The organism is Streptomyces sp. NBC_00435 (assembly GCF_036014235.1).
Lineage (GTDB): Bacteria > Actinomycetota > Actinomycetes > Streptomycetales > Streptomycetaceae > Streptomyces.
In genome coordinates this window covers 4,585,851-4,598,943 of record NZ_CP107924.1, presented here as the reverse complement: position 1 = coordinate 4,598,943, position 13,093 = coordinate 4,585,851, and the positions used below count along the sequence as shown (strand labels likewise).

At 70.4% G+C, this 13,093-nt stretch carries 9 protein-coding genes; 6 read left to right on the top strand and 3 right to left on the bottom strand.

Annotation, left to right across the window (positions count from 1 at the left end):
* Positions 1–240: 240 nt before the first annotated feature.
* Entirely contained in the window at positions 241–1,101 is an 861-nt protein-coding gene (locus tag OG389_RS21145) for an oxidoreductase (protein WP_328300034.1), read from the bottom strand.
* Between the two features lie 108 nt (positions 1,102–1,209).
* Here OG389_RS21145 and OG389_RS21140 point away from each other — a divergent pair, with 108 nt between their 5' ends.
* A complete protein-coding gene (locus OG389_RS21140) occupies positions 1,210–2,220 on the top strand; it encodes an ATP-binding protein (RefSeq protein ID WP_328300033.1) in 1,011 nt (336 codons plus the stop codon).
* Here the strand turns inward: OG389_RS21140 and OG389_RS21135 are convergent.
* Positions 2,174–3,508 (bottom strand): hypothetical protein, encoded by a 1,335-nt coding sequence (locus OG389_RS21135; protein WP_328300032.1) that lies wholly within the window; start codon positions 3,506–3,508, stop codon positions 2,174–2,176. The two genes, OG389_RS21140 and OG389_RS21135, sit on opposite strands and share 47 nt — an antisense overlap.
* A 234-nt stretch (positions 3,509–3,742) precedes the next feature.
* Here OG389_RS21135 and OG389_RS21130 point away from each other — a divergent pair, with 234 nt between their 5' ends.
* From OG389_RS21130 to OG389_RS21110, 5 genes are all read left to right on the top strand, one after another.
* Positions 3,743–6,196 carry a SulP family inorganic anion transporter gene (locus tag OG389_RS21130; RefSeq protein ID WP_328300031.1) on the top strand — a complete coding sequence of 818 codons (2,454 nt, stop codon included), beginning with the start codon at positions 3,743–3,745 and terminating at the stop codon, positions 6,194–6,196.
* 175 nt (positions 6,197–6,371) lie between these two features.
* Complete coding sequence (acs, locus tag OG389_RS21125; protein WP_328300030.1) at positions 6,372–8,375, top strand: acetate--CoA ligase; 2,004 nt, start codon at positions 6,372–6,374, stop codon at positions 8,373–8,375.
* Between the two features lie 217 nt (positions 8,376–8,592).
* On the top strand, positions 8,593–10,026 hold the full coding sequence (gene nhaA, locus OG389_RS21120) for a Na+/H+ antiporter NhaA (RefSeq protein ID WP_328300029.1): 1,434 nt from the start codon (positions 8,593–8,595) through the stop codon (positions 10,024–10,026).
* Positions 10,027–10,079: 53 nt separating this feature from the next.
* Positions 10,080–10,538: a phage holin family protein gene (locus tag OG389_RS21115; RefSeq protein ID WP_328300028.1), complete on the top strand. Its 459-nt coding sequence runs from the start codon at positions 10,080–10,082 to the stop codon at positions 10,536–10,538.
* Positions 10,535–11,503 carry an alpha/beta fold hydrolase gene (locus OG389_RS21110; RefSeq protein ID WP_328300027.1) on the top strand — a complete coding sequence of 323 codons (969 nt, stop codon included), beginning with the start codon at positions 10,535–10,537 and terminating at the stop codon, positions 11,501–11,503. Before OG389_RS21115 ends, OG389_RS21110 begins: the two co-directional genes overlap by 4 nt.
* Before the next feature lie 376 nt (positions 11,504–11,879).
* On the opposite strand, the gene OG389_RS21105 is transcribed toward OG389_RS21110, so the two are convergent.
* A complete protein-coding gene (locus OG389_RS21105; protein ID WP_328300026.1) occupies positions 11,880–13,082 on the bottom strand; it encodes a MarP family serine protease in 1,203 nt (400 codons plus the stop codon).
* Between the last annotated feature and the right edge of the window lie 11 nt (positions 13,083–13,093).

The following is a 13,093-nucleotide window of genomic DNA, read 5'->3' as shown; positions in this document are numbered from 1 at the left end:
CCGAGAGGATCATCTTTAAAACGCAGTAAGGCCCACGGACCGAAGCATGAACGCCGAGCACCCACGCGACGTCGACCCGTCGATTACGGGCCAGCCGCACCAGGTAACGGGCAAAGTCCCCGACCTGATGGGCAATCATCGAGGACGCTTGGTAACTGGGCGTAAGTGCCAGCGGCGACACCTGAGCAGTATGGTGTCGCCGCAACCCATGTGCCCAGGTCAGGGAACGGTCAGGTCAGGTCAGGCGGCTCCGCGCTGGAGCGCCTCGCAGACCGCTGTCGATTCGCGGACTCCGAGCTCGATCGCACGGCCGCAGTGCGCGATCCAGGCCGACATCCCCTCCGCGGTCCCCGAGACGTAGCCCCCGAAGGCCTCCAGGTAGGCATCGCGACCCTGCTCCGCGTGGCCGACCTCGGCGGGACAGATCGCCTTCGGGTCCAGACCGCTGTTGATCAGCACGATCCGCTCCGCCGTCCGCGCCACCAGGCCGTTGTACGAGCCGAACGGGCGCAGCGCGAGCAGCTCGCCGTGCACCACTGCCGCCGTGACCAGGGCCGGGGCGGAGCCGCCCGCGATGATCAGGCCGGACAGCCCCTCCAGCCGGCCCGCCACCTCCTGCGCGTCCGGGAGCGGCAGGTCGATCAGCGGCTCGTCCACCGGTTCGCCGGCCAGCCGCGGCCTGCCGACCATGTCACCGTCGGCCGTGGAGCCCGAGGCCACGAGGTGGAGCCGCGCCAGCACCCGTAGCGGCGACTGGCGCCAGATGCTCAGCAGCTGGCCGGCCTCCGCCGCCAGCCGCAGGGCGGCGCCCACCGTTCGGGCCTCCGGCTCCGAGCCGAAATCGGTCCGCCGGCGGACCTCCTCCAGGGCCCAGTCGGCACCCGAGAGGGCCGCGCTCCCGCGCGCTCCGCGCAGCGCGGCCTCCGAGGCGACCGCCCCGGCGCGCCGGCGCATGACGCGGTGGCCGTAGACCCGGTCCACGGCCCTGCGTACGGAATCCACGGACTCGGAGACGCCCGGGAGACCGGCCAGCGGGGCGAGCGGGTCGGCGGGGGCGGAAGCGGCGGAAGGAACGGCGGCGGAACCGGAGGCGCTACTCATAAGTAGGAGCCTACGCACTGCGCCCCCGTAGCACCGACCCCTCCTTGGAGTGGTCTTCTTCACTCAGACACACCACACAAAGCCACCAACCCACTACCCTTCGTGAACATGAAGATCGCTTTCGTGGGGAAGGGCGGCAGCGGCAAGACCACGCTGTCCTCCCTTTTCATCCGCCACCTCGCCTCCAATGAAGCCCGTGTCGTCGCGGTGGACGCCGACATCAACCAGCATTTGGGCGCGGCGCTCGGGCTCAGCGAGGACGAGGCGGCCTCGCTGCCCGCGCTGGGCGCGCACCTGCCCCTCATCAAGGACTACCTGCGGGGCTCCAACCCGCGCATCGCGTCCGCCGACACGATGATCAAGACCACCCCGCCCGGCACCGGCTCCCGGCTGCTGCGCGTCGACGAGGACAACCCCGTCTACGACGCCTGCGCGCGCACCCTGCTCCTCGACGGGGAGCCCGTGCGGCTGATGGCCACGGGGCCGTTCACCGAGTCCGACCTCGGGGTGGCCTGCTACCACTCCAAGGTCGGCGCGGTCGAGCTCTGCCTCAACCACCTCGCCGACGGCGCCGACGAGTACGTCGTCGTCGACATGACGGCCGGCTCGGACTCCTTCGCCTCCGGCATGTTCACCCGCTTCGACGTGACCTTCCTGGTGGCCGAACCGACCCGCAAGGGCATCTCCGTCTACCGCCAGTACAAGGAGTACGCGCGGGACTTCGGGATCACGCTCAAGGTCGTCGGCAACAAGGTGCAGGGCCCGGAGGACATCGAGTTCCTCCAGGACGAGGCCGGTGAGGACCTGCTGGTCACCGTCGGGCAGTCGGACTGGGTACGGGCGATGGAGAAGGGCCGCCCGGCCTCCTTCGAGCTGTTGGAGGCCACCAACCGGCTGGCCCTCCAGGCGCTGCAGGACGCGGCGGACGACTCCTACGCGCACCGCGACTGGGAGCGGTACACGGAGCAGATGGTCCACTTCCACCTGCGCAACGCGGAGAGCTGGGGCAACGCGAAGACCGGGATCGACCTGGCGGAACAGGTCGACCCCGGTTTCGTCCTGCGGGAGCTGCTCACTCCTCGTTCTGAGCCGCTCCAGCCGGCTCCGCAGCCGGCTTGACCCCGGCGGGGGCGGCCGGCTTCGCCGGCGGCCCCGCCGTCAGGAACTTGTTCCAGCCCTCCTTCGGCGCCTCGCCGACGTCGAGGGTGCGCATCCACTCCAGGGTCTTCGGGTCCTGGGCGTCCAGCCAGTCCGCCAGCTCGCGGAAGGGCACGCAGCGGACCTCCTTCTGGGTGCACATGGTCTTGATGGAGTCCTCGACGGCGTGCATGTAGGTGCCGCCGTTCCAGGACTCGAAGTGATTGCCGATGATCAGTGGCGCGCGGTTGCCCTGGTAGGTCCGCTCGAAGGCCTTGACCAGGCCGTCGCGCATCTGCTCACCCCAGTACGCGTGCTGCGAGGGGTCGCCCTGCGTGGTCGTACCGGACTGGTTGACCAGGTAGTTGTAGTCCATGCTGAGCGTCTCGAAGGCGCGGCCAGGCATGGGCACCAGCTGCAGCGGGATGTCCCACAGGCCGTCCGTCTTCTTCGGCCAGATCTGCTTGCTGATGCCGCTGGAGTCGTAGCGGAAGCCGCCCATCGCCTTCGCCGCCAGCATGAAGTTCTTCTGGCCTTCGAGACAGGGGGTGCGGGCCCCGATCATCTCCTTGTCGTAGTCGAAGGGGAGCGCCTCCATGTCCTTGAGGGCCGGCGAGTTCGTCTTCCAGTTCTTGACGAAGGACTTCGCCTGGTTGATCTCGCTCTTCCACTCCTCCACGGACCAGGTGCCGACGCCGCCCTCGGGTCCGCAGAAGTGGCCGTTGAAGTGGGTGCCGATCTCGTTGCCCTCCAGCCAGGCCCCGCGCACCTGGGTGGCGGTGTCCTTGATGCCCTGGGGGTCGCCGAAGCCGATGTCGGAGCGGCCCGAGGAATGCTGGGGCGCGGTGTAGAGGGAACGCTTCTCCTCCGGGAGCATGTACACGCCGCTGAGGAAGTACGTCATACGGGCGTTGTACTTCTTGCCGACCTCGCGGAAATGCGAGAAGAGCTTCTGGCTGTCCTCTCCCGCCCCGTCCCACGAATAGACGACGAACTGCGGCGGCTTTTCGCCGGGCTTCAGCTTCTGCGCCCTCTGTACGTTCGGCTGCAGACCGGTGTACGAGGTCGAGCCGTCGCCGATGAGCCGCTTGACGCTGCCCGGGGCCGGGCCTTCCGGGGCCGCAGCGCCCTTCTTGGCGGCCTGACCTCCCGGGGACGGCTGCCGGGCGGGCTCCGAGGTGCTGCACCCGGCCACTCCCAGGACCAGCGCCGTGGCGACCAGACCGCCGGCAATCTTCTTCGTGGCGGTCTTCTTCTTGATGGCAGTCATCCGCCCACCTCTTCCCTCGCAGTTCCATCGCAGGACTTCCGCGCCGCAACGTCCCACGAGGCCTGTTTTTAGGAAGGTAGGACAAGCCGTACTAAATGCTTAATCACTCGTGAGCGCTAATTTCTAGACCATTTGCCCCCATCTCCTACCGTCGACCTTTACTCTCCATTACCGTTCATTTACCGAGTTTTGAGACTCCCGCCGCTTCACCCCTCCCCCGAGGAGACGGGACCTATGACAGCCACCCCCGCAACCACATCCCCTCCCTCTCCCGCCATCGCCAGAGACCTCTCGGCCTCCTTGGCCGTCTTCCTGATCGCACTGCCGCTGTCCCTCGGCATCGCCCTGGCCACGGGCGCCCCCCTCCAGGCGGGGCTCGTCGCCGCGGCGGCCGGCGGGATCGTGGCCGGGCGGCTCGGCGGGGTGCCGCTCCAGGTGAGCGGGCCCGCGACCGGACTCACGGTCGTCACCGCCGACTTGATCCAGCACTACGGGTGGCGCACCACCTGCGCCATCACGGTGCTAGCCGGCTGCTGCCAGCTCGGCCTCGCCGCACTGCGGACCGCCCGGTCCGCCCTGATGGTGAGCCCGGCCGTCGTCCACGGCATGCTCGCCGGAGTCGGCGTGACGATCGCGCTGGCCCAGCTGCACATCGTGCTCGGCGGCACCCCGCAGAGCTCCACCCTGGCCAATGTCCGCGGACTGCCGGGCCAGTTGGCCGATCTGCATCCCGCCGCACTCGGGGTCAGCGTGCTCACGCTGACGGTCCTGTTCTGCTGGCCGCGGCTGCCGGGGCGGGCGGGCCGGACCCTGCGCAAGGTGCCGGCCGCGCTGGCCGCCGTGGCCGTGGCCACGACCGTCGCCACCCTCACGCGACTCACGCTGCCCCGCGTGGACCTGCCGTCCTGGCGCAGCCACGCGCTGCCCGAACTGCCCGAGGGCCCGGTGCTCGGCATCATCGCCGCCGTGCTGACCGTCACCCTGGTCGGCAGCGTGGAATCGCTGCTCTCGGCCGTCGCCACCGACAAGCTGATCGCCGCCGAGCGCGGCACGGGCCGGCGCCCCGCGCGGGGCGACCTCAACCGCGAACTGCGCGGCCAGGGCGCGGCGAACATCGTCTCCGGAGCCCTGGGCGGGCTGCCCGTCGCGGGCGGCGCCGTCCGCAGCATGGCGAACGTCAAGTCCGGTGCCGTCAGCCGCCGGTCGACGATGCTGCACGGGTTCTGGGTGCTGCTCGCGGCCGGTCTGCTCGTCCCCGCGCTCGACCTGATCCCGCTGGCCGCACTCGCCGCACTGGTGATGGCCGTGGGCGTGCAGATGGTGAGCGCCACACACCTGCGCACGGTCACCCGGCACCGCGAGATCCTGGTCTACGCGACGACCATCGCGGCCGTGGTCCTCGGCGGGGTCCTGGAGGGCGTCGCCATCGGCATCGCGGTGGCCGTCGCCCTGGCCCTGCACCGGCTCGCCCGGACCAGGATCACCATCGAGCTGCTCGACAGCGGGGTCCACCGGGTGTGGGCGCGCGGGCAGTTGACCTTCCTCGCGGTCCCGCGGCTGAGCCGGGCCCTGAACCAGATCCCGCACCACGGGCACGCGGTCATCGAGCTCGACGGCTCGTTCATCGACCACGCCGCCTACGAGACGCTCCAGGACTGGCAGGACTCCCATCTGGCGCACGGGGGCTCGCTGGAGGTCACGGGCCGGTCGGGGGCCAGGATCGCCGAAACCGAGCAGGCCCGGCGGGCCGGGCTCGCGGATCGGGAGAACCAAGGCACGCAGCGCGGGGACCACCAGTGCTGCCGGCCCTGGACGCCGTGGCAGAACCACTGCGACCACCGCGCGGCTGTCGCCCGTACGGCCACCGCCCCCGCCACCGCACCGGCAGGCGGACCGGCCGACGTACCGGCCAAGGCATCGGCCGACGGTTCGGCGCACGGATCGCAGAACGGCCCGGCGCACGGCCCGGCGCACGCCTCGATCGCCGCCCCGGCCGCGCACCGCCGGCGCGGCGCAGGTCAACTGGCCAGTGGGATCAGCGCCTTCCAGCGGGACACCGCGCCGCACGTCCGCGACGAGCTGGCCCGGCTGGCCCGTGAGGGGCAGCGGCCCTCCCAGCTCTTCCTCACCTGCGCCGACTCCCGCCTGGTGACCAGCATGATCACGGCCAGCGGGCCCGGGGACCTGTTCACCGTCCGCAACGTGGGCAACCTCGTCCCGCTCCCGGGCGCCGAGTCCACGGACGACTCGGTCGCCGCGGCCATCGAGTACGCCGTGGACGTGCTCCAGGTCGACAGCATCACGGTGTGCGGGCACTCGGGGTGCGGGGCCATGCAGGCGCTGCTCAACTCCTCGCCCGGGGCGCCCATGACCCCGTTGCGGCGCTGGCTGCGGCACGGGCTGCCGAGCCTGGAGCGGATGGCCAGCCGTCATCACGCCTGGGCGCGGATCTCCGGCCGGCTGCCGGCAGACGCCGTGGAGCAGCTCTGCCTGACCAATGTCGTGCAGCAGCTGGAGCACCTGCGGGCCCACGAATCGGTGGCCCGGCGGCTCGCCGAGGGCACGCTGGAACTGCACGGGATGTACTTCCACGTCGGCGAGGCGCAGGCGTACCTGCTGTCGGAGGGGGAGGACTTCTTCGACTGCCGGGTGTTCGACACCGTCGGCGCGGGTGCGCTGCGCGGCTGATCGGGTAGTACCGGACCGGGCGGGAGCACGCGAACCGATACCCTCCCGTATCCGTGCCACTCAGTGGCCCCTTCCCGCGCCCTGCAGCGGGAAGGGGCCACTCGCGCGTGGGCCCGACCGAGTAATAGGTCTACACCAATTTCCGGCAACCCCTTGTCACCTGGGCCATTGACTGATGAGGTATGCCGGGGACACAACGGACACCCTGGGAAAGGGACATGTCGTGAGCAACGAGAGCCTGGCCAATCTGCTCAAGGAGGAGCGGCGGTTCGCACCGCCCGCCGATCTGGCCGCCGCCGCCAATGTGACTGAGGCCGCGTACGCACAGGCCGACGCGGACCGGCTGGGCTTCTGGGCCGAGCAGGCGCGGCGGCTGAGCTGGGACACCGAGCCGACGGAGACGCTCGACTGGACCAACCCGCCCTTCGCGAAGTGGTTCGCGGACGGCAAGCTGAACGTCGCGTACAACTGCGTGGACCGGCACGTCCAGGCCGGCAACGGCGACCGCGTGGCCATCCACTTCGAGGGTGAGCCCGGCGACAGCCGCTCGATCACCTACGCCGAGCTCAAGGACGAGGTCTCCAAGGCTTCGAACGCCCTGACCGAGCTGGGCGTACAGGCCGGCGACCGGGTCGCCGTATACCTGCCGATGATCCCCGAGGCGGTCGTCGCGATGCTCGCGTGCGCCCGCGTCGGCGCCGCGCACTCCGTCGTCTTCGGCGGTTTCTCCGCCGACGCCGTCGCCTCCCGCATCCAGGACGCCGACGCCAAGCTGGTCATCACCGCCGACGGCGGCTACCGCCGCGGCAAGCCCTCGGCCCTGAAGCCCGCCATCGACGAGGCCGTCGCCAAGTGTCCGCAGGTCGAGCACGTCCTCGTGGTGCGCCGCACCGGCCAGGACACCGCCTTCACCGAGGGCCGCGACGTCTGGTGGCACGAGATCGTCGAGCGGCAGAGCGCCGAGCACGCGCCGCAGGCCTTCGACGCCGAGCACCCGCTCTTCATCCTCTACACCTCGGGGACCACGGGTAAGCCCAAGGGCATCCTGCACACCTCCGGCGGCTACCTCACCCAGGCCTCGTACACCCACCACGCGGTGTTCGACCTGAAGCCGGAGAGCGACGTCTACTGGTGCACCGCCGACATCGGCTGGGTGACCGGGCACTCCTACATCGTCTACGGGCCGCTCGCCAACGGCGCCACCCAGGTGATGTACGAGGGCACGCCGGACACCCCGCACCAGGGCCGCTTCTGGGAGGTCGTGCAGAAGTACGGCGTCACCATCCTCTACACCGCGCCCACGGCGATCCGGACGTTCATGAAGTGGGGCGACGACATCCCCGCGAAGTTCGACCTGTCGAGCCTGCGCGTCCTGGGCTCGGTCGGTGAGCCGATCAACCCCGAGGCCTGGATCTGGTACCGCAAGCACATCGGCGGCGACCGCTGCCCGATCGTGGACACGTGGTGGCAGACCGAGACCGGCGCGATGATGATCTCCCCGCTGCCCGGCGTCACCGAGACCAAGCCCGGTTCGGCGCAGCGCGCGCTGCCCGGAATCTCCGCCACCGTCGTGGACGACGAGGCGAACGAGGTTCCGAACGGCGGGGGCGGCTATCTGGTCCTCACCGAGCCGTGGCCGTCGATGCTCCGCACCATCTGGGGTGACGACCAGCGGTTCATCGACACCTACTGGTCGCGCTTCGCCGGCAAGTACTTCGCGGGCGACGGCGCCAAGAAGGACGACGACGGCGACATCTGGCTGCTGGGCCGGGTGGACGACGTGATGCTGGTCTCCGGCCACAACATCTCGACCACCGAGGTCGAGTCGGCGCTCGTCTCGCACCCCTCGGTCGCCGAGGCGGCGGTCGTCGGCGCGAACGACGAGACCACCGGCCAGGCCATCGTGGCCTTCGTCATCCTGCGCGGCAGCGCCTCGGAGACGGACACCCTGGTCGCGGAGCTGCGCAACCACGTGGGCGCCACGCTCGGCCCGATCGCCAAGCCGAAGCGGATCCTGCCGGTGCAGGAACTGCCGAAGACCCGTTCGGGCAAGATCATGCGCCGTCTGCTGCGCGACGTGGCCGAGAACCGCGCGGTCGGTGACGTCACCACGCTCGCGGACTCCTCGGTCATGGACCTGATCCAGAGCAAGCTGCCGGCCGCCGGCAGCGAGGACTGAGGTCCCGGCACCATCCGCACGACACCGTGAAGGGGGCATCCCGCGCGCGCCGCGCCGGGTGTCCCTTTCGCGCATAAAGTGACGATCACCGGATACGCCCACGCGTGCACCCTGTAAAGTATTGAGTGGTAAAAGAATTACTCCACAGGGTGCGCCGGGAAGTCTGGTCGGCAACGTGCTTCGCCATGCCGTCCAACCCACCCCGGAGGTGCCACCCGTGGCCGCGCCCACCCCCACCGACACCCAGAGCCGCAAGCTCCTCGGCCGGCTCTCGCTGCCCGAGCGCCGCTTCGTGGCCGACGCCCTGCGCGCGGAAACGGTCGGCGGCGTCCTCCTCCTCGTGGCCGCGATCGCCGCACTCGTCTGGGCGAACGTGCCCGCCGTCTCGGCGAGCTACGACAGCGTCCGCTCCTTCCACATAGGCCCCGGCGCGCTCGGCCTGGACCTCTCCCTCCAGCACTGGGCCGCCGACGGCCTGCTCGCCGTCTTCTTCTTCGTCGCCGGCATCGAGCTCAAGCGCGAACTCGTCGCGGGCGACCTGCGCGACGCCAAGGCGGCCGCGCTCCCGGTCATCGCCGCCCTCTGCGGCATGGCCGTGCCCGCGCTGGTCTACGTACTCACCAACGTGCTCGGCAACGGCTCGACCGACGGCTGGGCGGTCCCGACCGCCACCGACATCGCCTTCGCGCTCGCCGTCCTCGCCGTCCTCGGTACCTCGCTGCCGTCCGCCCTGCGCGCGTTCCTGCTGACCCTGGCCGTCGTCGACGACCTGTTCGCCATCATGATCATCGCGGTGTTCTTCACCAGTGAGATCAATTTCCTGGCGCTCGGCGGCGCGCTCGCGGGCCTGGTCCTCTTCTGGTTCCTGCTGCGCGCGAAGGTCCGCGGCTGGTACGTCTACGTCCCGCTCGCCCTGGTGATCTGGGGCCTGATGTACAACAGCGGCGTGCACGCCACCATCGCCGGTGTCGCCATGGGCCTGATGCTGCGCTGCCACCGCGAGGAGGGCGAGGCCCACTCCCCCGGCGAGCGCATCGAGCACATGGTGCGGCCCGTCTCGGCCGGTTTCGCCGTACCGCTCTTCGCCCTCCTCTCGGCCGGCGTCTCCCTCTCCGACGAGTCCATCGGCCAGGTCTTCACCCGGCCCGAGACCCTCGGCGTGGTGCTCGGCCTCGTCCTCGGCAAGACGCTCGGCATCTTCGGCGGCACCTGGCTCGCCGCCCGCTTCACCAAGGCAGAGCTCAACGACGACCTGGCCTGGCCGGACGTCTTCGCCGTCGCCTCGCTCGCGGGAATCGGCTTCACCGTCTCGCTCCTGATCGGCGAACTGGCCTTCACCGACGACCCCGTCCTCACCGACGAGGTCAAGGCGGCCGTCCTGATCGGCTCGCTCATCGCCGCGGTCTTCGCGGGCGTCCTCCTCAAGATGCGCAACCGCAAGTACAAGGCGCTCACCGAGGACGAGGAGCGCGACGAGGACCTCGACGGCATCCCGGACATCTACGAGCAGGACAAGCCGGACTACCACCTGCGGATGGCGAAGATCTACGAGGCCAAGGCCGCGGAGCACCTGCGCAGGGCCGAAGCGGCCGCCGCCGCGGCGGGCGAAGCGCCGGGCGGGTCCAGCGCCGACGGCGGCCGTCCGGCATGATCTGACTGACGACAGGACAGCCGTCGCCTGATGGCCGACAGAGGGAGAGAGCGATGAGCGCAGTGGACCAAGGGGCCCCAGGAGCCGAGCGCACACTCGGCCAGCTGGTCGCCTCGGCCACCGCCGAGATGTCCGCCCTGGTGCACGACGAGATCGCCCTCGCCAAGGTGGAGATCAAGCAAGACGTCAAGCGCGCGGGGATCGGCAGCGGGGCCGCCATCGCCGCGGGCGTGCTCATCCTCTTCTCCCTGCCGGTGCTGAGCTTCGCCGCGGCGTACGGGATCCACAACCTCGGGCTCGGGCTGGCCTGGTCGCTCCTGATCGTCGGCGGCGCGTTCTGGCTGCTCGCGGGCCTGGTCGGGCTGCTCGCCGTGGTGAAGTTCAAGAAGGTCAAGCCGCCGACCAGGACCATCGCCTCGGTCAAGCAGACCGCGGCCCTCGTCGGCACCGTCAAGCCGCACGCTCGGTCGGTCAGTGACAACGCCGTGGGTGTGGCACGCTCGACCTCATGACAGCCCCCTCGTCGGACTCCGGCACATCCGGTACGCCCCCCACCGCCGCCACGGCGGTACGGATCGACATCCCCGGCGGGCGGGAAGTGACCCACCGGGACGTCGCGGCCAACGGGGCACGGTTCCACGTCGCCGAGTTGGGCGACGGGCCGCTGGTGCTGCTCCTGCACGGGTTCCCGCAGTTCTGGTGGACGTGGCGGCACCAGCTGACCGCCCTCGCCGACGCCGGCTACCGGGCGGTGGCGATGGACCTGCGCGGGGTGGGCGGCAGCGACCGCACCCCGCGCGGCTACGACCCGGCGAACCTGGCGCTCGACATCACCGGGGTCGTACGGTCCCTGGGCGAGCCCGACGCCGCCCTCGTGGGGCACGACCTGGGCGGCTACCTGGCCTGGACGGCGGCGGTGATGCGGCCCAAGCTGGTGCGCCGGCTGGTGGTGTCCTCGATGCCGCACCCGCGCCGCTGGCGCTCGGCGATGCTGTCCGACTTCGGGCAGACCCGCGCCAATTCGCACATCTGGGGCTTCCAGCGGCCGTTCGTTCCCGAGCGGCAGCTCGTGGCCGACGGCGGGGCGCTCGTCGGCGAACTGATCCGGGACTGGTCGGGCCCCCGGCTCCCCGACGAGGACGACGTCGCGGTGTACCAGCGCGCGATGTGCATCCCGTCCACCGCGCACTGCTCGGTCGAGCCGTACCGCTGGATGATGCGCTCCATGGCCCGGCCCGACGGTCTGCAGTTCAACCGGCGCATGAAGCGGCCGGTGCGGGTGCCGACGCTGCACCTGCACGGCTCGCTCGATCCGGTGATGCGGACGCGGAGTGCGGCGGGGTCCGGGGAGTACGTCGAAGCCCCTTACCGTTGGCGGCTGTTCGACGGGCTCGGGCACTTCCCGCACGAGGAGGACCCGGTGGCGTTCTCGACCGAGCTGGTCAACTGGCTCCGGGATCCCGAGCCCGACCGCTGAACCGAATGACTCATATGACAATCATTCAATTGCCTGGCGCATAGGCCAATTGGCCGCCCCCAACGCGATTACCGACCTTGGGCCCCGGGCAGAGCTCGGAGTATGGGCTGGACGCACGACTACGGTGACACCGCACACGAACGCCGCTCGACGGTCACGCCGGGCACGCACAGGGGGCAGAGCCGCGAAGGCTACGCCGACCCCCGACTAGGGATTCCACGCATCCTGCGCCGGCGGGCCCGCTGGGTCTCGGCCCGGCTGAGGCACCAGCGCACATAAGCACATCTCCGGACACCTCCAGTGACCCGAAGGCCTCCTGAGGGCTCCCGGAGGGCCCTCAGGAGGGCCGAGGGCCGCAGGAAGGCCCTGTGGCTCCCTAGAGGGCGCAACCCTGGCTGTCGACCCGCCGGTCGGCAGTCTGCCCGATCCGGATGTCCTCGCGGATCTCGTCCGCCGTCAGGGCGTAACCGGTGTTGGGGTCGTCGAGGGACTTCGCGAAGACGACCCCGTACACCTTGCCCTCGGGCGTCAGCAGCGGGCCGCCGGAGTTGCCCTGGCGGACCGTCGCGTACAGGGAGTAGACGTCCCGTCGCACGGTTCCCCGGTGGTAGATGTCCGGGCCGTTGGCGTTGATCCGGCCGCGGACGCGGGCCGAGCGGATGTCGTACGCGCCGTTCTCCGGGAAGCCGGCGACGATCGCGTCGCTCCCGCTCCCCGCGTCCTTGTCGGCGAACTCCAGCACGGGCGCCTTCAGCTTGGGCACGTCCAGGACGGCGATGTCGCGCTCCCAGTCGTAGAGCACGACCTTGCCGTCGTAGAGCTTGCCCTCGCCGCCGACCTGCACGGTGGGCTCGCCGACCCCGCCGACGACGTGCGCGTTGGTCATCACCTTGCCCGGCGCGAAGACGAAGCCGGTGCCCTCCAGCACCTTGCTGCACGAGGGCGCCGTGCCGACGACCTTCACGATCGAGCGCTTCGCGTCCTCGGCCACGGGGCTGTGCGCCAGTGCCGGATCGGGGGCCTTGACCTCGGTGATCGGCTCGTTGGAGAACGGGCTGAAGACCTGCGGGAAACCGTTGCGGGCGAGGGTGGAGCTGAAGTCCGAGAACAAGGTGTTCGCCTGCGCCGGGAGCACCCGCGAAACGCCGAGGAGCACCTTGGAGTTGCGGACTTCCTTGCCGAGGGTGGGAAGTGACGTACCGGCGAGCGCGGACCCGATCAGCCAGGCCACCAGCAGCATCGCGACCACGTTCACCAGGGCGCCGCCCGTCGCGTCGAGCGCGCGGGCCGGGGACCAGGTGATGTGGCGCCGGAGCTTGTTGCCCAGGTGGGTGGTCAGCGCCTGGCCGATCGAGGCACAGATGATGATCACGACCACGGCGATGACGACCACCGTGGTGGACACCTGGGTGCCGTTGTCGGTGACCCGGTCCCAGATCAGGGGCAGCAGGGACACGGCCACGAGACCACCGCCGAGGAAGCCGATCACCGACAGGATGCCGACGACGAACCCCTGGCGGTAGCCGACGACCGCGAACCATACGGCGGCGAGCAGCAACAGGATGTCCAGCACGTTCACATGGGCCACCG